The organism is Rhodococcus sp. ARC_M12 (genome assembly GCF_022810385.1).
GTDB lineage: Bacteria > Actinomycetota > Actinomycetes > Mycobacteriales > Mycobacteriaceae > Rhodococcoides > Rhodococcoides navarretei.
Genome location: NZ_JALGQI010000005.1, coordinates 227,444 through 248,783, shown reverse-complemented (window position 1 = coordinate 248,783; position 21,340 = coordinate 227,444). Strand labels below are relative to the sequence as shown.

Genomic DNA, 21,340 nt, shown 5'->3' with positions numbered 1-21,340 from the left:
TGTTTCGTCGGCGCTCGGCCGAGACGAGGTGTGTGATGCCGAAACGATCAGTGACCCGGATTGTCCGCCAAGCGCTTGAATGATGCAGCGATTTCGGCCTCTGCCTCTGCGCGCCCCACCCAGTCTGCCCCGGTGACGTGCTTGTTGGGTTCGAGATCCTTGTAATGAACGAAGAAATGCTTGATCGCGTCGAGCTCGAAGGTCGAGACGTCGCTCAGATCCTGGATGTGATCCCAGCGGGTGTCGCCCGCCGGAACGCACAGCACCTTGTCGTCGCCGCCGGCCTCGTCGACCATCTTGAACATCGCCACGGGTCGAGCCTCGACGATGACGCCGGGGAACACCGACTCGGGCAGCAGAACCAGTGCGTCGAGCGGATCGCCGTCCTCACCGAGGGTGTTCTCGATGAAGCCGTAATCGGCGGGATACGCCATCGCTGTGTAGAGGTAGCGGTCGAGGCGAACACGTCCGGTGACGTGGTCGACCTCGTACTTGTTGCGCTGCCCCTTGGGGATCTCGATGGTGACGTCGAACGGCACGTGCAGTCCTCACTGTCCTCGTCGAGCCGGACCGGCTCGAGTCATTGCGAATGTGTCGATGGTGGCGGCGCAAGGCTACCGGACCCGAGGATACTGTTGACTGAACGACGATGGGTACGACCACGGCAGATACGGAGTAACAGTGGCGGGGCTGACACGGCGGTTCCTCGGCCCCACAGCGAGCCGACGGCGCAGGAAGAAGCGGGTGATCCTGACGCTGTGCGCTCTGTTCGTGGTGATCCTCGCAGTCACGACGGCCGCGCTCGTGCTGCCGTCGGTGTCCGACGGTGCCGAGACCGCGATCGAGCCCCCGCCCGAGACGGTGCTGCCCGACCCGTCGATCACCCCCTTTCCGGAATCGGCACCGATGCCGAGCTCGGCGGGTCTGGCAGCCGCATTGGCCCAGGTGGTCGACGATCCCGACCTCGGCTCGTTCACCGGAACCGTCGCCGACGCGCAGACCGGCCAGGTGATCTGGTCCAAGAATCCCGATGCGCCGATGACCCCCGCATCGACCACCAAGCTGCTCACCGCGGCCGCGGCAATGCTCGCGCTCCCGGCGGATCACCGCGTCACCACCCGGGTGGTCCAGGGCAGCACCGAGGGCGACATCGTGCTGATCGCGGGCGGCGACCCCACACTCACTGCGCTGCCGGTCGGAACCGACGGGTTCTACCCAGGAGCGGCGCGCATCGACGACCTGGTCGAGCAGATTCGCCGCAGCGGAACGGTGGTGCGCAGCATCGGCGTCGACACCTCGCTCTATTCCGGTGACACGATGGCGCAGGGCTGGTTTCCCGCCGATATCGCTGCCGGTTCCATCACCCCGATCGAACCGATCATGCTCGACGGCGGGAGGTCCGACCCACTCGTCGACGAGTCTCCGCGCAGCACCACCCCGGCACTCGACGCAGGCCGTGCACTGGCCGCAGGACTGGGCGTCGACCCGGCAGCGGTGACGCCGGGCACGGCGGCCGAAGGGGCCGATCAGCTTGCCTCCGTCGAATCTGCACCCCTGCGAAATCGCTTGCAGCAGATGGTCTATCGCTCCGACAACGTCCTCGCCGAGGCCATCGGACGCGAACTCTCGCTCGAGATGGACACGGCCGCGAGCTTTTCCGGTGCCGTGGCGTCGATCGGGCAGACCCTGTACTCCGCCGGCTTCGAAATGGCGGGCCTGACGCTGTACGACGCCAGCGGACTGTCGGTGGACGGCAGGATTCCGGCCAGACTGCTCGATCAGGTCCTGACGTCCGCGGCCGGAAACGAGCAGCCGACGCTGCGCGCGATGCTCGACTATCTACCCGTTGCCGGTGCCACCGGAACGCTGTCGGATCGGTACGCCTCCGGGAACCGGACCGGAGCGGGCTGGGTGCGGGCGAAAACCGGAACCCTCTCTGCAGCAAGTGCTCTGGCCGGATATGTCGTCGACGTCGACGGCCGAGTCCTGACCTTCGCGCTGATGTCGAACGACCGACCGCCCGGCGTCAGTCGCCCCGCCCTCGATGCCGTGGCATCGACCCTGAGATTGTGTGGATGCCAGTGAAGTCAGCAGCGGCGAGTGCCGACGAGAACGAGGACACCTCCGGTTTCGCCGGTGCGGTCGACTGGTCCGTGGCCGCCAGAACCGGAGCCAAGCTGGTCCGCCCGGGTCCGGCCACTTCGCGCTACACCGCCGAGGCGGCCGTGGAAGAGCTTGCCGCCGCATCGATTCGGGCCGAGGGGCCGGTTCGCGAGACCACCGGTCTGGCCGACGGACTCCCCGTGCCCGACGCTCACGTGGTCGATCGGGCAGGCTGGATCGCCGCGGCCGCGGCGTCGATGAAGCACCTGACCGGAGACGACGACGGCACGCCGCCGTCGGGTCTGCTCGGCGGGAAACCGGCCGGACTGCAGGCAGGGGCGATGCTGGCATTTCTGTCCAGTGCCATTCTCGGACAGTACGACCCGTTCACCGGCGAGAACGGCACGCTGCTTCTGGTCGCGCCCAACGTGATTGCCGTCGAGCGGGCGCTTCGTGTCTCGCCGAGTGACTTTCGGCTGTGGGTGTGCCTGCACGAGGTGACGCACCGAGTGCAGTTCTCCTCCGCGCCGTGGCTCGGCGGCTACATGCGCGAGAACGTGGGCGTGCTCTCCGACGGCACGGACGAGCCACTCTCCGATGTTGCGAACCGCCTCAGCGGCGCGCTCAAGGCCCGCAAGAATCCGAGCGGGTCGTCCAAGTCCGAGGACGCGGGCATCGTCGGACTGCTGCGCGCCACCCAGCCGCAGCCGCAGCGCGACGCCATCGACCGGCTGCTGGTGCTGGGCACGTTGCTCGAGGGCCACGCCGACCACGTGATGGATGCCGTCGGACCGGCCGTCGTGCCGACCGTGGCGCAGATTCGCGGCGCGTTCGATCAGCGTCGTCAACGCAAGGTCAACCCGCTCCAGCGTGTGATCCGAGCGCTGCTTGGAATGGACGCGAAGATGGCGCAGTACGTGCGCGGGAAGGCCTTCGTCGACCACGTCGTCGCCGCAGTGGGAATGGAACGCTTCAACACCGTGTGGACCGGCCCCGACACGCTGCCACTGCTGTCGGAAATCGAGGACCCGGACGCCTGGATCGCGCGAGTTCTGGGCTAGTGCCGAGACTGCCGGAAGGAGTCGAGCCTGCGGCACGACCAAGACTGCCGGAAGGCCCGGCGCTGCTGGAGATCAGGCAGGCGGTGCGTGGGTGGCTCGCTGCCCATCCCGGGCCGGTGGCTGTTGCGCTGTCCGGTGGAGCGGATTCGTTGGCCTTGACGGCCGCGACCGTGGCCGAGGCTCGGGACGTGCAGGCGTTGATCGTCGATCACGGTCTGCAGGCCGGCTCGGCCGAGATCGCCGCAACTGCCGCCGAGCGGGCCCGCGATCTCGGCGTGGGTGATGCGCAGGTGCTGAACGTGCACGTCACCGGTTCGGGTGGGATGGAAGCAGCCGCTCGCCGGGCGAGGTACGACGCGCTGAACCTGGCCCGCGGCGACGCGTCGGTGCTGGTGGCGCACACCCTCGACGATCAGGCCGAGACCGTCCTGCTCGGGTTGGGCCGCGGATCGGGACCGCGATCGATCGCGGGCATGGCGGCATTCGATGCACCGTGGGGTCGACCGCTGCTCGGAGTGAGGCGCAGTGTGACCAGGGCTGCCTGCGTCGAGCTGGGGATCGAGCCGTTCGAGGACCCGCACAACACCGACACCGATTTCACTCGCGTGCGGTTGCGTCACGAAGTGCTGCCCCTGTTGGAGGATGTGCTCGGCGGTGGCGTCGCCGCTGCACTGGCGCGGACGGCCGAACAGCTGCGTGAGGACGGCCGGGTGCTCGACGCGATGGCCGAATCCGTCGTCGGGGTAGGTGTACCGGAACTGGAGGTGTCCGCGATCGACTCGCTCGACTCCGCGATTCGACGGCGAGTGCTGCGCCGATGGTTGCTCGGCCGGGGTGTGACGTCGCTGACCGACCGGCAGCTCCGAGCCGTCGATGCCCTCGTCGGACGGTGGACGGGTCAGGGCGGAGTCGCGCTGCCAGGCGGAATGCCCGACGCCAGGTTGGTGTGCTCGCGTCGGCATGGCAGGCTGAGCGTCGGCCTGGAGAACGAATGAAGGGAAACCCCGTGTACGAGGGCGACATCGAATCGGTTCTCATTTCCGAGGAACAGATCAAAGTGCGCACTGCGGAACTCGCAGAAGAGATCGCCCAGCGCTACCCCGAAGGGGCACCGGAAGGTGACCTGCTCCTGGTCGGCGTCCTCAAGGGCGCGATCATGTTCATGACCGACTTCGCCCGGGCACTGCCCATCCCGGCGCAGCTCGAGTTCATGGCGGTCAGCTCGTACGGTTCGTCCACCTCGTCCTCGGGCGTGGTCCGGATCCTCAAGGACCTCGACCGCGACATCACCGGACGCCACGTGCTGATCGTCGAGGACATCATCGACTCCGGTCTGACGCTGAGCTGGCTCAAGCGCAACCTCGCGACCCGGTCGCCTGCCTCGTTGTCGGTGGTGACGTTGCTGCGCAAGCCCGACGCCATCAAGGTCGACGTTGAGGTCGCCAACGTGGGCTTCGACATCCCCAACGAATTCGTCGTCGGCTACGGCCTCGACTACAACGAGCGCTACCGGGATCTTCCCTACATCGGTCTGCTGGACCCCAAGGTCTACAGCTGAGCTGGGAAGTTCGGTTCACCTGCTTCACCCGCTTCGCGTGAATGGACCATTGCCGCGCCGAGACGCGTGCAATGGTCCATCGATGGGGATAGTGTGCGGCGATATACGGGGAACTGCTGGGGGAGTGCGGTCGTTGGAGGGGAAGAAGCGTCGACGCCGACAGGTGCGTGGACGCACAGCGCCAGGTAAGAGCGAGTCCTATGTCCTGGTCTCGCGGTAGCCTGGAGCATCCGGCGGGCAGGGAGCAGCCAGCGCGCGGGAGCGGACTGAAAGGACACGGCCGACTCGGCTGAAGCTGTATGAATCGGAAGACAGTAATACGAAATCTGGCCATCGTTTTCGGCATTCTGTTGGTGATCTATGCCTTCAGTTACTTCGGTAACGACACGCGGGACTGGAAGACGGTCGACACTTCGGTGGCGATCGCCCAGCTCGACGACCGGAACGTGGCATCCGCGCAGATCGACGACCGCGAACAACAGATCCGGCTCACGCTCAAAGAGGCCAACGAGGCCTCGGGCAACGAAACTCAGATCATCTCGAAGTACCCGGACTCGGCGTCCGAGCAGATCTTCGACAAGGTCGACTCGCAGGGCCTCGACAGCTACAACACCACGGTCACCCAGGAGAGCTGGTTCAGCTCGTTCCTGCTGCTGATCCTGCCGATGGTGCTGATCCTCGGCGTGATCATCTTCGTGATGAGCCGCATGCAGGGCGGTGGACGCGGTGGGGTCATGGGCTTCGGCAAGTCCAAGGCCAAGCAGTTGACGAAGGACATGCCCAAGACCACCTTCGCCGACGTCGCGGGTGCCGACGAGGCCGTCGAAGAGCTGTACGAGATCAAGGACTTCCTGCAGAATCCGTCTCGCTACCAGGCGCTCGGTGCCAAGATTCCGCGCGGCGTGCTGCTCTACGGTCCTCCCGGAACCGGCAAGACGCTGCTCGCGCGCGCCGTCGCGGGCGAGGCCGGAGTGCCGTTCTTCACCATCTCGGGCTCGGACTTCGTCGAGATGTTCGTCGGCGTCGGTGCGTCCCGCGTGCGTGACCTCTTCGAGCAGGCCAAGCAGAACAGCCCGTGCATCATTTTCGTCGACGAGATCGACGCCGTCGGCCGTCAGCGCGGCGCAGGCATGGGCGGCGGTCACGACGAGCGTGAGCAGACTCTCAACCAGCTGCTCGTCGAGATGGACGGCTTCGGCGAACGCACCGGCGTCATCCTCATCGCCGCCACCAACCGACCCGACATCCTCGACCCCGCCCTACTGCGTCCGGGTCGCTTCGACCGGCAGATCCCCGTCGGTGCCCCCGACCTGGCCGGCCGTCGCGCCATCCTCAAGGTGCACTCGGCCGGCAAGCCGGTCGCCCAGGACGCCGACCTCGAAGGTCTCGCCAAGCGAACCGTCGGGATGTCCGGTGCAGACCTGGCCAACGTCATCAACGAGGCGGCTTTGCTCACGGCTCGCGAGAACGGCACCGTCATCACCGAGGCATCCCTGGAGGAGTCGGTGGACCGCGTGGTCGGTGGCCCGCGCCGCAAGAGCCGCATCATCAGCGAGCACGAGCGCAAGATCACCGCGTACCACGAGGGTGGTCACACTCTCGCGGCGTGGGCGATGCCGGACATCGAGCCCGTCTACAAGGTCACCATCCTTGCTCGCGGTCGCACCGGCGGACATGCCATGACCGTTCCGGAGGACGACAAGGGTCTGATGACGCGGTCCGAGATGATCGCTCGGCTCGTCATGGCCATGGGTGGTCGCGCGGCCGAGGAGCTCGTCTTCCACGAGCCGACCACCGGTGCGTCCTCGGACATCGACCAGGCCACCAAGATCGCGCGCGCGATGGTCACCGAGTACGGCATGAGCAGCAAGCTCGGAGCCGTCCGATACGGACAGGAACAGGGCGACCCGTTCCTCGGCCGTTCGATGGGCCAGCAGTCCGACTTCTCGCACGAGGTCGCCCGCGAGATCGACGAGGAGGTGCGCAAGCTCATCGAAGCTGCACACACCGAGGCGTGGGCCATCCTCAACGAGTACCGCGACCTGCTCGACACCCTGGCCTCGGAGCTGCTCGAACGCGAGACGCTCACCCGCAAGGACCTCGAGAAGATCTTCCACAGCGTCACCAAGCGCCCGCGCATCACCTTGTTCAACGATTTCGGTGACCGCAAGCCCTCGGACAAGCCGCCGGTCAAGACTCCTCGTGAACTCGCTGCCGAGCGCGGCGAGCCGTGGCCTCCGGTGCCGCCGGCCCCGAAACAGCTTCCGCCGCAACAGGTTCCGCAGCCCAGCTACGCCGGTTCGCCGCAGCTGAGCAAGGGTGGTTACCCGAACGGCAGCAACGGATACAACGGCAGCCCCACCAACGGTGCCCCGAACAACGGTGGGCCGGTAGACGGCTCGCCCGGCACCGGGGACGTCAATGCGCCGAATACCGGCAGTGGTCGACGCAGTGCACCGGCAACCGGTGACTACAACGGCGGCTACAACGGTGGCGGTTACAACGGCGGTTACGGCGGCCCAGCCAACGGAGGCGCTCCCAACGGAGGCGGCTACTCCGAGGGCTATCGCCGACAGGACCCTCGCCCCAGCGGCCCCGGCCAGGGCTCGCGTCCCGATTACGGTGCCCCGGCCGGATGGTCGGCTCCGGGTTGGCCGCCGCGCGACCAGCCGTCGGTTCCCCGTTACCAGGGACCGTCCACACCGCCGGATCGGAATCAGCCGACTCGCGAGCAGCCCGACGCGGATCGACCGGACCCGAATCGCTACGACCCGTCTCAGGTCCAGCCGCCGACGTACCGCCAGCATCCGACGTATCAGCAGCCGCCGCAGTATCAGCCGCCTGCTGGTGGGCCGCCGAATCAATCGCAGGCGTATCAGCCGCCGCAGTATCAGCCGGATCCGTTCCGGCCGGACACCCGGGATCAGGGCCGAACCTCTCGGCACGAGCCCCCGTACGGCCAGAACCAGGACGAGGCAGCACCGGAACAGTCGTCGGCTCCTACCTGGGAGGTACCGACCCCGTCGCAGAGCTATCCGCTCCCCGGGGACGATCGCCCCGAGAGCACCCCGCCCGAGGACTCGCGGACAGACGAGCGAGCCGAGGACGACGGCGACGAGGGTCCGCGGACGCAACGCTGGGAAGGGCCGGGCGGTTCCTACCGCTAGGCAGATCATTAGGCTTGCTGGGTCGACCTACTCGGTCGGCCCAGTACGCCGTTCGAACCGTGCTGCAGGTCGGCGTAACTGTTGTCCTAGAACAGGTGCTGGTCGACCCAGCTGTCACATTCGCGGAACCCAACCGGAGGTACGTTCACGTGTCAGTCAACCGGACCGACGAGTCGTCAAGCGACTCGGCAGAAGTCCCAGCAGTCGCCCCGGCAACCGTCGAGCAGACCGTGGCCTACGCCACCGGCGCTGTGTTCGACCAACCGCGCGCCGAGGCTGCCGTTCGTGAGCTGTTGATCGCCGTCGGTGAGGATCCCGACCGTCCCGGTCTGTTGGACACCCCGGCTCGCGTCGCGCGCTCGTACCGCGAGATCTTCGCCGGGCTCTACACCGACCCGGACACGGCGCTGAACACGACGTTCGACGAGGGGCACCAGGAACTGGTTCTCGTCCGCGACATCCCCATGTACTCCACGTGCGAGCATCACCTGGTCTCGTTCCACGGAGTTGCACACGTCGGCTACATCCCGGGGAAGAGCGGCAAGGTGACCGGCCTGTCGAAACTGGCGCGCGTGGTGGACATGTATGCCAAACGCCCCCAGGTTCAGGAGCGCTTGACCAGCCAGATCGCCGACGCGTTGATGCGCAAACTCGACCCACGCGGTGCGATCGTCGTGATCGAGGCCGAGCACCTGTGCATGGCCATGCGCGGGATTCGCAAGCCGGGTGCCAGCACCACCACCTCGGCGGTGCGGGGTCTGTTGCAGTCCAGCGCGGCATCGCGTTCGGAAGCTCTGGACCTGATTCTGCGGAAATGACGCAACCGGTCGATTGCCGATGAGCCGAGCGCGAAGTATCCCCTCTGCCCCTGTCGTCATGGGCGTTCTCAACGTCACTGCCGACTCGTTCTCCGACGGTGGTCGGTACCTCGACGTCGACGCCGCCGTCGAGCACGGACTGGCGATGCGTCGTCGCGGAGTCGACATCGTCGATGTCGGTGGTGAGTCGACGCGTCCGGGGGCAGATCGGATCGATCCTGTCCTCGAAGTACAACGCGTCGTGCCGGTCATCGCCGCACTGGCCGCCGAAGGGGTGGTCACCAGCGTCGATACGATGCGCGCCTCGGTCGCCGAGGCCGCGATCGAGGCCGGTGTCGCGATCGTCAACGATGTCTCGGGCGGTCGGGCCGATACGGCCATGGCAGGCGTGGTCGCGGACGGTGGCCTGCCCTGGATACTGATGCATTGGCGGGCCGCAGGCTCCGAGTACCGCCATGCCGGTCCAGCCGATGCGTACGACGACGTGGTTGCCGACGTCCGGAGCGAACTGCTCGAACAGGTGGATCACGCAGTGGCTGCGGGAGTGGACACGGCGATGCTCGTGCTCGACCCCGGCCTCGGATTCGCCAAGAATGCCGAACACAACTGGCAACTGCTGCGCGGCCTTCCCGATCTGGTGTCGGCCGGATTCCCGGTGCTCGTCGGTGCCTCCCGTAAACGCTTCCTCGGAACTCTGTTGGCCGACCACGACGGTTCTCCGCGGCCACCGGACGGGCGCGAGATCGCCACCGCGGTGGTCTCGGCGCTCGCCGTCGCCGGGGGCGCGTGGGGCGTGCGGGTACACGACGCCCAGGCATCACTCGATGCGGTTGCCGTCGTACGGGCATGGCAGGGTGACCGGGCATGAGCGAGATCAGCAGCCGCGCCGGTGCCGGAACACGCCGTGGCGACCGCATCGAACTGCGGGGCCTGACGGTGCGCGGCAATCACGGCGTTTTCGAGTTCGAGAAGAGAGACGGCCAGGACTTCGTCGTCGACATCACCGTCTGGATGGATCTGCAACCCGCAGCCGACACCGACGATCTCACCCGCACCCTGCACTACGGCGAACTGGCCGAGCGTGCCGCGGCAGTGATCTCGGGCCCGTCCAGGGACCTGATCGAAACGGTCTCGGCCGAGATCGCCGAGGTCGTACTGGCATACGACTCCCGGGTCGAGGCGGTGGAAGTGGTGCTGCACAAGCCGTCGGCACCCATCCCGCTCACGTTCGCCGACGTCGCTGTGGTGGCCTACCGGGAGCGATCATGACCCGTGCCGTGCTGTCCATCGGCAGCAATGTCGGTGATTCGCTGGGTCACTTGCGTTCTGTCACAGCCGAATTGGGTTCTCGAACGGTGGCCTGCTCGCCCGTCTACCGGTCCGCTCCCTGGGGCGGCGTCGAGCAGCAGGACTTCCTGAACGCCGTGGTGGTGGCCGAGGACGACGCGTTCGACGCCTGGGATTGGTTGCGCTTCGGTCAGCGACTCGAAGAGGCAGCCGACCGCGTTCGGGTGCAGCGGTGGGGTCCGCGAAGCCTCGACGTCGACGTGGTGGTGTGCGAGAACCTGATCAGTGACGATCCACGGCTGATCCTTCCGCATCCGCGCGCGCACGAGCGAGCATTCGTTCTGCGGCCGTGGCTCGACGTCGAACCCGACGCCACCCTGCGCGTCGGTGACGACGACGTACCGGTGATCGAGTTGCTGGCGCGCCTGAGTCCGGAGGAGCATGCGGGAGTTGTTCGGCAGGAGTGGAGCCTGCAGGAACGACCGGGAGAGCAAGAGGGTGTCGGTGATCGGTTGTGGTGACCAATCCCACGAAGGTCTGGGATGTTCTGGGTCTTTTCCTGGTTGCTTCGATCGGCACCTGGCTACTGGTTCGGGTCTTCTACGGCTCGTTCCCGCCGATTCCGGTGTACGCCGGGGCGTCGTTGTATCTGGTGGCCGCGGTGGAAGTGGTCACTGCGGTGATCGTTCGTAATCGAATCGCCGAGCATCGGGTCGGCGGTGGTCTGCACGATCTGCACCCGTTGACGGTGTTCAGGGCACTGGTGCTGGCGAAGGCATCGGTGCTGGTGGGAACCGCTGTCGTCGGGGTGTGCGTCGGGTTCCTGGTGTACGTGATGCCCCGTGCGGCGACGGTTCGGGCAGCGTCTTCGGATCGCGCCGGCGCCATCGTCGCGCTGGTGGCGGGGCTGGCCGTCGTCGCTGCCGCGGTGTGGCTCGAACAGTGCTGCCGCACCCCGAAAGACCGTGACGACGAGCGTTCTCGGTAACGCTGGAAACATTTGATTGTTACCTCGGTTGTGTAAGTGATCGGTCGAGGATGACTATTTGCGAACGATTTGCCGGTTACCCTTGTGAACATGACAGATCAGACTCGCGCAAAGAAGGGACGCCGTAAGAGGCGTAGTGCGAGCCAGCTGTTCCTCGCGGCGCTCGTCGTGTTCGGCATCATCGCCAGCGTGCTGTTGCTCTTCACCGAGAGCGTGCAGTGGATGAGGGTCGGTGTTCTGTCGGCTCTGTGGGCTGCGGTGATCGGTGCGTTCGCGATGACCAAGTATCGACGCGAGGCGGCCGCCGATCAGACCAAGGCCAAGGACCTGCAGACGGTCTACGAGCTGCAATTGGCGCGCGAGATCTCGGCGCGGCGCGAGTACGAGATGAGCGTCGAAGCTCGGGTTCGCGGAGAATCGCAGCTCGAGATCGACGAGGTCGCGGCGCTGCGCAACGAACTCGCTGCCCTTCGTCAGAATCTGCAGGTGCTCTTCGACGGCAATTTGCCGACCGAACGTGTCGCCCTGCGCGCCGAGGCGATGAGGATGCAGGAACTCGGCGGTCGCGGATACGACAGCTATCAACCTGCGCCGTCCGGCCTGTACGTCCGCGGTGGCGGGAACGGCAACGGGGCGATGGCTGCGGGAAATGGTCTCAACGGTGTCGGAACTCCCTACGACGAGCCGGTCACGGCCGAGACCTCGGTGGTGTACCCGGAGGATCCGGACGAGATGCCGCAGGCCACGACAACCGCCGGGGCTCCGACGGCTGCCGAGTCGGATCAGGATCCGTACGCGGAGAGTTCGTACGAGCCGTCGAGCTACGACTCGGCCGCGTCCGACGAGGGCGTCGATTCGTACGAGCGGCCCGCAGCGCAGGCGCGCCCCTACGGTGCCCCGCGACCGGCCGCACGCGTGACTCCGCCCAGCTCGCCCTTCACCGCCTACAACTTCGAGCAGGCCCGTCGGCCGGTTGCCGACTCGGAACCGGCTGCGGAGTACGCCCCGCAGGTCTCGGCCGAAACCCCCGAGACCGAGCGAGTGGAGGCCGATTCGGCTGGTTCGTATTCGGCCGAATCGTATGCGTCCGAGTCCTACGCCGAGCCGGCCGAGGCCTCGCCCGAGCAGTACACAACCGAGCCCGCCGCGGATCACGGGTCCGAGCCCGGGGACGACACCGACTCGGACCGATACGAAGACACGTACTCGGAGTCCCGCTCCTCGTTACGAGATTCGGCCGACGCGTTCTTCGGGGGCACCGGGGACCACGAGACACCGGCCGAGGACACGGCCGTCTCGCCTCGACGCAATCGTAGGCGCGCGGAGTCGGCCGGCGACGAGGATGCGCCGGGCGCACACTCGAACGGTCGCAGCGTTGCCGAGATCATGGCCGGTCTGCAGGGCGGAGACGGCCCCGATGCATCGATTACCGATCCGGGCACTCGCCGTCGCCGCCGCCGCGCGGACTGAGAACCACATCACACCGGTACCCCATGGCACACGTGGGGTCGCGGTCGCTAGTGTTCCCTGCAGGACGTCTGGTACCCGCCGCGCGGGACTGGAACGAACGAGAGGAAGTTTTCGGTGACCTCATCAGGGTTCACTGGTGGTCTGTCTCCGGCTCGATTGACCGTGGGTGTCGTCTCGGCCGGACGAGTGGGGACCGCATTCGGAGAGGCGCTCGAACGCGTCGGGCATGTCGTTGTCGGTGCCGCCGCCGTATCGGACGCATCCGTCGCACGAGTACGTGATCGACTGCCCGAGTCTCAGGTTCTGCCCGTCGACGAGGTTGCTCGTCGCGCGGAGCTGCTGATTCTGGCCGTACCGGACAGTGAGCTGGCGTCGATAGTCGCGGGGCTCGCGTCCACCGGGGCGGTGGCGCCGGGAAAGCTGGTGCTGCACACCTCGGGCGCAAACGGGATTTCGGTGCTCGAGCCCTTGGCCGCTCTCGGTGCCGTGCCGTTGGCGATACACCCGGCGATGACGTTCAGCGGCGGAGTGGAGGACACCGACCGGATGACGGCGGCGTGCTTCGGCATCACCGCGGGTGACGAGATCGGTTATGCGGTGGCGCAGGCTCTCGTGCTCGAGATCGGCGGCGAGCCGGTGCACGTGCCCGAGAACAATCGAGCGCTCTACCACGCCGCTCTCGCGCACGGCAGCAATCACCTCGTCACTTTGGTGGTCGACGCGGTCGAAGCACTCCGAGTTGCATTGGCCGGTCCGGGTTTTCCCGGTTCGGACTCCGAGCGTGGTGTGCCCGAGCGTGTTCTGGCTCCACTGCTCGAAGCGGCGTTGGACAATGCGCTGCGCAACGGGCAGTCTGCCCTCACCGGACCGGTGGCGCGCGGTGACACCGCTGCCGTCGGCAAGCATCTCGACGTGCTCGAGTCCGTGGATTCGCGGATCGCCGCCGGGTACCGGGCGCTGTCGTTGCGATCGGCGCAGCGCATCGGGGCCAAGGCAGACCTGATCGAACTTCTGGAAGGGAATCGATGACCCTCGCGGGCAGCTATACCAAGGGGCAGTTGACGGTTCACCACGATCCCGCGGTGATCACGTCGGTGTCGAAGGCACTGCGAGGCGTCGGCAAGCAGGTCGCTCTGGTGCCGACCATGGGCGCACTGCACGCCGGGCACCTGCAGCTGGTGCGCCAGGCCAAGCTCACCGGTGCCGTGGTGATCGTGTCGATCTTCGTCAATCCGCTGCAGTTCGGCGTGGGGGAGGACCTCGACGCCTATCCTCGGACCCTCGACGCCGATGTCGCGCTGCTGCGTGAGGAGGGAGTCGAGCTGGTCTTCGCACCGTCCGCGTCGGATATGTACCCGTCGGGCCCGCGCACCACGGTCCATCCCGGACCGATCGGCGCAGAACTCGAAGGTGCAAGCAGGCCAACTCATTTTGCAGGGATGCTCACCGTCGTGGCCAAGCTGCTGCAGATCGCCGCGCCGCATCGGGCGTACTTCGGGGAGAAGGACTACCAGCAATTGACGCTGATTCGTCAGATGGTGCGAGACCTGAACTTCGATGTCGCTGTCATCGGGGTTCCGACGGTCCGCGAGCAGGACGGTCTGGCCCTGTCCTCACGCAACAGGTATCTCGATGCCGAGCAGCGCGACGCTGCGATGGCGTTGTCGGCTGCCCTCGTTGCCGGGGCGCACGCAGCTGCCGGGGGCGTCGACGCCATTCTGGCCACCGCGCGCGCCGTGCTCGACGTGGCACCGCTGGTGCAGGTCGACTACCTCGAGGTACGCGACCCGCATCTCGGCCCGGCTCCCGAACGCGGAGACGGAAGACTGCTCGTGGCCGCCAAGGTGGGCACCACGAGGTTGATCGACAACGTCGGTGTCGCCGTCGGCACCGGTTTCCTCGAGGCAGGAGTGGAGCCTGCGGAACGACCAGAAGAAATTAGCCCAGACGATCCGAAAAGTGGAGAGTGACACAATGTTTCGAACGATGATGAAGTCCAAGATCCATCGCGCCACCGTCACGCACGCAGACCTGCATTACGTCGGCTCGGTGACCGTCGATCAGGATCTGATGGAGGCCGCCGACCTGCTCGAGGGCGAGCAGGTCACCATCGTCGACATCGACAACGGAGCGCGGCTCGAAACCTACGTGATCACCGGCGAACGCGGCAGTGGTGTCATCGGAATCAATGGTGCTGCAGCGCATCTGGTGAACCCGGGCGACCTGGTCATCCTGATCGCCTACGGGGTGATGAACGAGCAGGAGGTTGCCGACTACGCGCCGCGAGTGGTGTTCGTCGACGAGAAGAACCGGCCCGTCGAACTCGGCAGCGATCCGGCTCATGCGCCCGCGGGCTCCGGTCTGATCACACCGCGCGATCTGCGGGCCGATTCCGTGCTGGTCTGATTCGATGCTCCTCGCGATCGATGTGCGCAACACCAGCACCGTGGTCGGGCTGTTCACCGGCACCGATGACCACTCGAAGCTACTGCGGGACTGGAGAATTCGAACAGACCCCCATGTGACGGCCGACGAGCTGGCCCTCATGTTGCGCGGTCTGCTGGGTGAGGACGCCGAACGGATCACCGGGGTGACTGCGCTGTCGACCGTGCCGTCGGTACTGCGGGAGATGCGGACGATGCTTGCGCGTTACTGGGATCACGTGGTGCACGTGATGGTCGAACCCGGTGTGCGGACCGGAGTGCCGTTGCTGGTCGACAACCCCAAAGAGGTCGGTGCCGACCGCATCGTCAATACCCTTGCTGCACATGACCTGTACGGCACGGCGTGCATCGTGGTGGATTTCGGAACCACCACCTGTGTCGACGTGGTCTCGGCCAAGGGGGAATTTCTCGGCGGTGCCATCGCTCCAGGTCTCGAGATGTCTGCGTCGGCCATGTCGACGCGCACTGCCACGCTGCGCGAGGTGGAGATGATCCGGCCTCGCTCGGTTCTGGGCAAGAACACCGTCGAGTGCATCCAGTCGGGCACCATCTTCGGATTCGCGGGTTTGGTGGACGGTCTGGTCGGGCGAATTCGGCGAGAGGTACCCGAGGTGACCGGCGCGGACGTCGCGATCATCGGGACCGGTGACATCGCGGCGCTGATCCTGCCCGAGTCGACGACCATCGAGCACCACGAACCCGACCTGACGCTCGAGGGGCTGCGTCTGGTCTACGAACGCAACATGGCAAAGCGGCGGCCACGCTGAGTGTTTCGGTGAAGCGGGGTAGCGCGTCGGGCGTTCGTGTGTCAGAATCGTCGACGTGATGACGTGCATGGCCACCCAGGAGTGTTGTCGAGGCTGAACCCTGCCTCGTTCGTAACACACCCCTGGAGTAGAGCTTCATGCTTTCCACACCTGTATTTTCTGCACCCTCCCGACCCGCATCGTCCTCACGGTCGGTCTCGACATTGCCGACTCGGCTGCGTCCTCCCGACCTGCTTCGGATCACCGACCAGGGCGCATCCGACGTCCTGGAGGGTCGCTTCGATCACCTGCTTCCGGGTGGCGGTCGCTGGCCGACCGACGAGCGCTGGGCCGCCCGCCTGCATTCCGACGACGATCTCGACGTCTGGTTGATCAGCTGGGTTCCCGATCGTTCCACCGAACTACACGATCACGCGGGATCTCTCGGTGCGCTGACCGTGCTCAGTGGCTCGCTGCTCGAATATCGTTGGGCTGGAACAGGACTGAAGCAGCGTCGTCTCGACGCCGGTGATCAGGCGTCGTTCCCGCTCGGGTGGGTGCACGACGTGATGCACGATCCGGCGTCGAACACGACCGGCCCCACCCTCAGCGTGCACGCCTACTCGCCACCGCTCACTGCGATGTCCTACTACGACGTGACCGAACGGTCCACGCTGCGTCGCACCCGTAGCGAGCTCACCGACGAACCCGAAAAGGCCACCGCATGACCATCGTCGAAATGCTCGAATCCGCACGCGAGACCATCGATCGCACGACCGTCTTCGAACTGCGCGACGCCGTCGCCCGCGGAGCCGTCGTCGTCGACATCCGCCCGCAGGCGCAGCGCGCCGTGGAAGGAACGTTGCCGGGCGCGCTGGCCATCGAACGCAACGTCCTCGAATGGCGTCTGGACCCGACGAGTGATGCGCGCCTGGCGATCGCCGTCGACCACGACGTCGAGTGGATCGTGATCTGCTCCGAGGGCTACACGTCCTCGCTCGCGGCCGCGTCGCTCAAGCTGCTGGGTCTGCACAGGTCCACCGACCTGGTCGGCGGCTATCAGGCGCTGAAGTCGGCTGGGCTGCTCGGTGTGTTGACGCAGGCCAAGCACTGCGTTCGCGAGGCAGAGGCCGTCGCAGCGCACTGATCGTCCTCACCGCGTTGCGCTGTAAAGTGTGTGCGCGTGAGTGATACAGCTTCTACCCAGCCGGCCGACGACACACCGGAGCAGCTACGGATTCGTCGTGCCAAGCGCGCCGCGTTGCTCGAGCGCGGGGTCGAGGCATATCCGGTGTCGGTTCCGCGCACCCATTCCCTGCTCGAGATTCGTACCGAGTTCCCCGAGCTCGAACCCGATACGACCACCGGCCTGACGGTCGGAGTCGTCGGCCGTGTCATCTTCGTTCGCAACACCGGGAAGCTGTGCTTCGCCACGCTGCAGGAGGGTGACGGCACCCAACTCCAAGCCATGATCAGCTTGGCAGGCGTCGGCGAGGACGCTCTCGCGGAGTGGAAGTCCGATGTCGACCTCGGTGACTTCGTGTTCGTGCACGGTGAGGTCATCAGCTCCCGACGCGGCGAGCTCAGCGTCATGGCCGACGCGTGGCAGATCGCGTCGAAGTCGTTGCGGCCGTTGCCCGTCGCGCACAAGGAACTGAACGAAGAGACGCGGATCCGGCAGCGTTACCTGGATCTGATCACCAACCCGGCCTCGCGTGAGACTGCCCGCAAGCGCATCGCCGTCGTCCGAGAACTACGCAATGCACTCGAGCGTCGCGGGTTTCTCGAAGTCGAGACCCCGATGCTGCAGACCCTGCACGGCGGCGCGGCAGCCCGGCCGTTCGTCACGCACTCCAATGCCATGGACACCGACTTGTTCCTGCGTATCGCGCCGGAGCTGTTCCTCAAGCGCTGCGTCGTCGGCGGTATCGAGAAGGTGTTCGAGATCAACCGCAACTTCCGCAACGAGGGTGCCGACTCCTCGCACTCGCCGGAGTTCGCGATGCTCGAGACGTACGAGGCCTACGGCACGTACGACGATTCGGCGAGGATGACGCGTGAGCTGGTCCAGGAAGTGGCCATGGCAGCGCTCGGATCCACGGTCGTCACACTGCCCGACGGCACGACCTACGATCTCGGCGGCGAGTGGACGACGCTCGAGATGTACCCGTCACTGTCGGAGTCGCTCGGATTCGACGTCACCCCCGACACGACCGTCGACGAGTTGCTCGCCATCGCCGACAAGGTGGGCGTCGAGGTGCCACGCAAGGACGGCGTCCCGATCTACGGCCACGGCAAGCTCGTCGAGGAGCTGTGGGAACACCAGGTGGGCGACGCGTTGACCGAACCGACGTTCGTCCGCGACTTCCCGGTCGAGACGTCCCCGCTGACGCGTCAGCACCGCAGCAAGCCAGGTGTCACCGAGAAGTGGGACCTGTACGTCCGTGGGTTCGAGCTGGCCACCGGCTACTCCGAGCTGGTCGATCCGATCATCCAGCGTGAGCGTTTCGAGGACCAGGCGCGCCAAGCCGCCGCGGGCGACGACGAGGCCATGGTGCTCGACGAGGACTTCCTCGCCGCGATGGAACAGGGCATGCCGCCGACCACCGGAACCGGCATGGGCATCGACCGTCTGTTGATGGCGCTGACCGGGTTGGGGATCCGCGAAACGATCCTGTTTCCCATCGTCAAGCCGTCTCAGGCCTGATTCGACGGTAAAGAGTTGTTCGCCAGCAGCGGACAGTGAATGGGAAACGTTTTGCATAGTGCCTGCGTTATGAACAGTAAGCAGGCACAGCAGTCCGGATCCGCGGGCGGTTGCGCAGCATTTCAGGGGTGGAGGGTCGGCGTTCGTCACGTCGGCCAACTACAGTGAGAATCAGTCTTACCTTCAAATGCACAAGCGACCTCAGCGTATGGACACTGCGGCGCTAGAAGAACTGGTGGGCGAGCTACCACCCACCAAGAAGTGAGGGAGAGCGATGTTCGAGAGGTTCACCGATCGCGCGCGGCGTGTTGTCGTCCTGGCTCAAGAAGAAGCCCGGATGCTCAACCACAACTACATCGGCACGGAGCACATTCTGCTCGGCCTCATCCACGAGGGCGAAGGCGTCGCCGCCAAGTCTCTCGAGTCGCTGGGCATCTCCCTCGAAGGAGTACGCAGCCAGGTCGAGGAGATCATCGGCCAGGGCCAGCAGGCTCCGTCCGGTCATATCCCGTTCACCCCGCGCGCCAAGAAAGTACTCGAGCTCAGCCTGCGTGAAGCACTGCAGCTCGGCCACAACTACATCGGCACCGAGCACATTCTGTTGGGACTGATCCGCGAAGGCGAAGGCGTCGCAGCTCAGGTCCTGGTCAAGCTCGGAGCCGACCTCAACCGCGTGCGCCAGCAGGTCATCCAGCTGCTGTCGGGCTACCAGGGCAAGGAGCCGTCCGAGAGCGGCAGCGGTCGCGGCGAGGCGGGCACCCCGTCGACGTCACTGGTTCTCGACCAGTTCGGACGCAACCTGACCCAGGCCGCGCTCGAAGGCAAGCTCGACCCGGTCATCGGTCGCGCGAAGGAAATCGAGCGCGTGATGCAGGTGCTGTCGCGCCGTACCAAGAACAACCCCGTCCTCATCGGTGAGCCCGGTGTCGGTAAGACCGCAGTCGTCGAAGGCCTGGCTCAAGCCATCGTCAACGGCGAGGTCCCCGAGACGCTCAAGGACAAGCAGCTCTACACCCTCGACCTCGGCTCGCTCGTGGCCGGCAGCCGTTACCGCGGTGACTTCGAGGAGCGCTTGAAGAAGGTGCTCAAGGAGATCAACACCCGCGGCGACATCATCCTGTTCATCGACGAGCTGCACACGCTCGTCGGCGCAGGTGCCGCCGAAGGTGCCATCGACGCAGCGTCGATCCTCAAGCCGAAGCTGGCTCGTGGCGAACTGCAGACCATCGGTGCCACCACCCTCGACGAGTACCGCAAGTACATCGAGAAGGACGCCGCACTCGAGCGTCGTTTCCAGCCCGTCCAGGTCGGCGAGCCGACCGTCGAGCACACCATCGAGATCCTCAAGGGTCTGCGCGATCGCTACGAGGCTCACCACCGCGTCTCGATCACCGACGGTGCTCTCGTGGCGGCAGCGACACTGGCCGACCGGTACATCAACGATCGGTTCTTGCCCGACAAGGCAATCGACCTCATCGACGAGGCGGGCGCGCGGATGCGCATCCGCCGGATGACCGCGCCGCCAGACCTGCGTGAGTTCGACGACAAGATCGCCGACGCGCGCCGGGAGAAGGAATCGGCCATCGACGCACAGGACTTCGAGAAGGCTGCGAACCTGCGCGACAAGGAGAAGACCCTCGTCGGTCAGCGCGCCGAGCGGGAGAAGCAGTGGCGCTCCGGTGACCTCGACGTCATCGCCGAGGTGGACGACGAGCAGATCGCCGAGGTTCTGGGCAACTGGACCGGCATCCCCGTCTTCAAGCTCACCGAGGAAGAGACCACGCGTCTGCTCCGCATGGAAGACGAGCTGCACAAGCGGATCATCGGCCAGGTCGAGGCAGTCAAGGCAGTCTCCAAGGCGATCCGTCGTACCCGTGCAGGTCTGAAGGACCCGAAGCGTCCGTCGGGCTCGTTCATCTTCGCCGGCCCGTCCGGTGTCGGTAAGACCGAGCTGTCGAAGGCTCTCGCGAACTTCCTGTTCGGCGAGGACGACGCGCTGATCCAGATCGACATGGGCGAGTTCCACGACCGCTTCACCGCCTCGCGTCTGTTCGGTGCTCCTCCCGGATACGTCGGCTACGAAGAGGGTGGCCAGCTCACCGAGAAGGTCCGCCGCAAGCCGTTCTCCGTCGTCCTGTTCGACGAGATCGAGAAGGCCCACTCGGAGATCTACAACACGCTGCTCCAGGTCCTGGAAGACGGTCGTCTGACCGACGGACAGGGACGCACGGTCGACTTCAAGAACACCGTGCTGATCTTCACCTCGAACCTCGGTACCGCAGACATCTCGAAGGCCGTCGGTCTCGGCTTCTCCTCGGGTGAAGGCACCGGCTCGAACTACGAGCGGATGAAGCTCAAGGTCAACGACGAGCTGAAGAAGCATTTCCGCCCCGAGTTCCTGAACCGCATCGACGACATCGTCGTGTTCCACCAGCTCACCCGAGACGAGATCATCCAGATGGTCGATCTCATGCTCAACCGAGTAGAAGGTGCGCTCAAGAACAAGGACATGGCGATCGAGGTCACCGAGAAGGCCAAGTCGTTGCTGGCCAAGCGTGGATTCGACCCCGTACTGGGTGCACGGCCACTGCGTCGCACCATTCAGCGCGAGATCGAGGACGCCCTGTCGGAGAAGATCCTCTTCGGCGAGATCGAAGCCGGCCAGATCATCCTGGTCGACGTCGAGAACTGGGACGGCGAAGGCGCAGGCGAGGACGCGAAGTTCACGTTCCGCGGTGAGAAGAAGGCCATCATCGTCCCCGACGAGGTCCCGGTCGATCTGGCCAAGGCCACCGGAGACAGCGACAGCGAGTAAGTTTCACAGCTCCACACAACGGGCGATCCTCTTCGGAGGGTCGCCCGTTGTCGTACGCCCGCCCACGCCGTTCGCCTCCCGTCCGCCCACCCACCCGTTCGCGTCAATGGACCACTGCACTCTTCAGACGTATGCAACGGTCCATTCACGCGCGCAGAGGTCGGGCGTGAATGAAC

General features: G+C 65.9%; 20 protein-coding genes. 19 read left to right on the top strand and 1 reads right to left on the bottom strand.

Annotation, left to right across the window (positions count from 1 at the left end; all coding sequences use genetic code 11):
- Positions 1-47: 47 nt before the first annotated feature.
- Entirely contained in the window at positions 48-539 is a 492-nt protein-coding gene (locus MTX35_RS09200; RefSeq protein ID WP_068053642.1) for an inorganic diphosphatase, read from the bottom strand.
- A gap of 142 nt (positions 540-681) precedes the next feature.
- Here MTX35_RS09200 and dacB point away from each other — a divergent pair, with 142 nt between their 5' ends.
- The 19 genes from dacB to MTX35_RS09105 all read left to right on the top strand — a co-directional run bounded on the left by dacB (position 682) and on the right by MTX35_RS09105 (position 21,164).
- A complete protein-coding gene (gene dacB, locus MTX35_RS09195) occupies positions 682-2,085 on the top strand; it encodes a D-alanyl-D-alanine carboxypeptidase/D-alanyl-D-alanine-endopeptidase (protein WP_243594671.1) in 1,404 nt (467 codons plus the stop codon).
- Positions 2,076-3,164 (top strand): zinc-dependent metalloprotease, encoded by a 1,089-nt coding sequence (locus MTX35_RS09190; RefSeq protein ID WP_243594670.1) that lies wholly within the window; start codon positions 2,076-2,078, stop codon positions 3,162-3,164. Before dacB ends, MTX35_RS09190 begins: the two co-directional genes overlap by 10 nt.
- 8 nt (positions 3,165-3,172) lie before the next feature.
- The gene (gene tilS / locus MTX35_RS09185) at positions 3,173-4,159 is read left to right on the top strand and encodes a tRNA lysidine(34) synthetase TilS (RefSeq protein ID WP_243594706.1); all 987 of its coding nucleotides are present in this window, start codon (positions 3,173-3,175) and stop codon (positions 4,157-4,159) included.
- 11 nt (positions 4,160-4,170) lie between these two features.
- Complete coding sequence (hpt, locus tag MTX35_RS09180) at positions 4,171-4,722, top strand: hypoxanthine phosphoribosyltransferase (RefSeq protein WP_243594705.1); 552 nt, start codon at positions 4,171-4,173, stop codon at positions 4,720-4,722.
- A 299-nt stretch (positions 4,723-5,021) separates the two neighbouring features.
- Positions 5,022-7,889, top strand: a complete 2,868-nt coding sequence (ftsH, locus tag MTX35_RS09175; RefSeq protein ID WP_243594669.1) for an ATP-dependent zinc metalloprotease FtsH — start codon at positions 5,022-5,024, stop codon at positions 7,887-7,889.
- Positions 7,890-8,119: 230 nt separating this feature from the next.
- Positions 8,120-8,707 carry a GTP cyclohydrolase I FolE gene (folE, locus tag MTX35_RS09170; protein WP_243594704.1) on the top strand — a complete coding sequence of 196 codons (588 nt, stop codon included), beginning with the start codon at positions 8,120-8,122 and terminating at the stop codon, positions 8,705-8,707.
- A 58-nt stretch (positions 8,708-8,765) separates the two neighbouring features.
- A complete protein-coding gene (gene folP, locus MTX35_RS09165) occupies positions 8,766-9,575 on the top strand; it encodes a dihydropteroate synthase (RefSeq protein ID WP_243594668.1) in 810 nt (269 codons plus the stop codon).
- The gene (folB, locus tag MTX35_RS09160) at positions 9,572-9,976 is read left to right on the top strand and encodes a dihydroneopterin aldolase (RefSeq protein WP_243594667.1); all 405 of its coding nucleotides are present in this window, start codon (positions 9,572-9,574) and stop codon (positions 9,974-9,976) included. Before folP ends, folB begins: the two co-directional genes overlap by 4 nt.
- The gene (folK, locus tag MTX35_RS09155; RefSeq protein WP_243594666.1) at positions 9,973-10,515 is read left to right on the top strand and encodes a 2-amino-4-hydroxy-6-hydroxymethyldihydropteridine diphosphokinase; all 543 of its coding nucleotides are present in this window, start codon (positions 9,973-9,975) and stop codon (positions 10,513-10,515) included. The genes folB and folK overlap by 4 nt, the downstream gene beginning before the upstream one ends.
- A complete protein-coding gene (locus MTX35_RS09150) occupies positions 10,509-10,982 on the top strand; it encodes a DUF3180 domain-containing protein (RefSeq protein WP_374230259.1) in 474 nt (157 codons plus the stop codon). Before folK ends, MTX35_RS09150 begins: the two co-directional genes overlap by 7 nt.
- Positions 10,983-11,072: 90 nt before the next feature.
- A complete protein-coding gene (locus MTX35_RS09145) occupies positions 11,073-12,452 on the top strand; it encodes a DUF6779 domain-containing protein (protein WP_243594664.1) in 1,380 nt (459 codons plus the stop codon).
- A gap of 114 nt (positions 12,453-12,566) precedes the next feature.
- The gene (locus MTX35_RS09140; protein WP_243594663.1) at positions 12,567-13,481 is read left to right on the top strand and encodes a Rossmann-like and DUF2520 domain-containing protein; all 915 of its coding nucleotides are present in this window, start codon (positions 12,567-12,569) and stop codon (positions 13,479-13,481) included.
- On the top strand, positions 13,478-14,422 hold the full coding sequence (gene panC / locus MTX35_RS09135; protein ID WP_243594662.1) for a pantoate--beta-alanine ligase: 945 nt from the start codon (positions 13,478-13,480) through the stop codon (positions 14,420-14,422). Before MTX35_RS09140 ends, panC begins: the two co-directional genes overlap by 4 nt.
- A gap of 4 nt (positions 14,423-14,426) precedes the next feature.
- Entirely contained in the window at positions 14,427-14,858 is a 432-nt protein-coding gene (gene panD, locus MTX35_RS09130) for an aspartate 1-decarboxylase (protein WP_032380718.1), read from the top strand.
- A gap of 4 nt (positions 14,859-14,862) precedes the next feature.
- Positions 14,863-15,663 carry a type III pantothenate kinase gene (locus MTX35_RS09125; protein WP_243594661.1) on the top strand — a complete coding sequence of 267 codons (801 nt, stop codon included), beginning with the start codon at positions 14,863-14,865 and terminating at the stop codon, positions 15,661-15,663.
- A gap of 137 nt (positions 15,664-15,800) precedes the next feature.
- Entirely contained in the window at positions 15,801-16,370 is a 570-nt protein-coding gene (locus tag MTX35_RS09120; RefSeq protein WP_243594660.1) for a cysteine dioxygenase family protein, read from the top strand.
- Positions 16,367-16,789 (top strand): rhodanese-like domain-containing protein, encoded by a 423-nt coding sequence (locus MTX35_RS09115; protein ID WP_243594659.1) that lies wholly within the window; start codon positions 16,367-16,369, stop codon positions 16,787-16,789. The genes MTX35_RS09120 and MTX35_RS09115 overlap by 4 nt, the downstream gene beginning before the upstream one ends.
- A gap of 36 nt (positions 16,790-16,825) precedes the next feature.
- On the top strand, positions 16,826-18,349 hold the full coding sequence (lysS, locus tag MTX35_RS09110; RefSeq protein ID WP_243594658.1) for a lysine--tRNA ligase: 1,524 nt from the start codon (positions 16,826-16,828) through the stop codon (positions 18,347-18,349).
- A gap of 274 nt (positions 18,350-18,623) precedes the next feature.
- Positions 18,624-21,164, top strand: a complete 2,541-nt coding sequence (locus MTX35_RS09105; RefSeq protein ID WP_094640916.1) for an ATP-dependent Clp protease ATP-binding subunit — start codon at positions 18,624-18,626, stop codon at positions 21,162-21,164.
- Positions 21,165-21,340 lie beyond the last annotated feature (176 nt).

What these genes read in the sequence shown, in the direction of transcription:
- folB (WP_243594667.1), top strand. Translation starts at nt 9,572, where the DNA reads ATGAGCGAGATCAGCAGCCGCGCCGGTGCCGGAACACGCCGTGGCGAC.
- ftsH (WP_243594669.1), top strand. Translation starts at nt 5,022, where the DNA reads ATGAATCGGAAGACAGTAATACGAAATCTGGCCATCGTTTTCGGCATT.
- MTX35_RS09120 (WP_243594660.1), top strand. Translation starts at nt 15,801, where the DNA reads ATGCTTTCCACACCTGTATTTTCTGCACCCTCCCGACCCGCATCGTCC.
- MTX35_RS09190 (WP_243594670.1), top strand. Translation starts at nt 2,076, where the DNA reads ATGCCAGTGAAGTCAGCAGCGGCGAGTGCCGACGAGAACGAGGACACC.
- MTX35_RS09115 (WP_243594659.1), top strand. Translation starts at nt 16,367, where the DNA reads ATGACCATCGTCGAAATGCTCGAATCCGCACGCGAGACCATCGATCGC.
- MTX35_RS09105 (WP_094640916.1), top strand. Translation starts at nt 18,624, where the DNA reads ATGTTCGAGAGGTTCACCGATCGCGCGCGGCGTGTTGTCGTCCTGGCT.
- panC (WP_243594662.1), top strand. Translation starts at nt 13,478, where the DNA reads ATGACCCTCGCGGGCAGCTATACCAAGGGGCAGTTGACGGTTCACCAC.
- MTX35_RS09145 (WP_243594664.1), top strand. Translation starts at nt 11,073, where the DNA reads ATGACAGATCAGACTCGCGCAAAGAAGGGACGCCGTAAGAGGCGTAGT.
- MTX35_RS09125 (WP_243594661.1), top strand. Translation starts at nt 14,863, where the DNA reads ATGCTCCTCGCGATCGATGTGCGCAACACCAGCACCGTGGTCGGGCTG.
- folP (WP_243594668.1), top strand. Translation starts at nt 8,766, where the DNA reads ATGGGCGTTCTCAACGTCACTGCCGACTCGTTCTCCGACGGTGGTCGG.
- folK (WP_243594666.1), top strand. Translation starts at nt 9,973, where the DNA reads ATGACCCGTGCCGTGCTGTCCATCGGCAGCAATGTCGGTGATTCGCTG.
- panD (WP_032380718.1), top strand. Translation starts at nt 14,427, where the DNA reads ATGTTTCGAACGATGATGAAGTCCAAGATCCATCGCGCCACCGTCACG.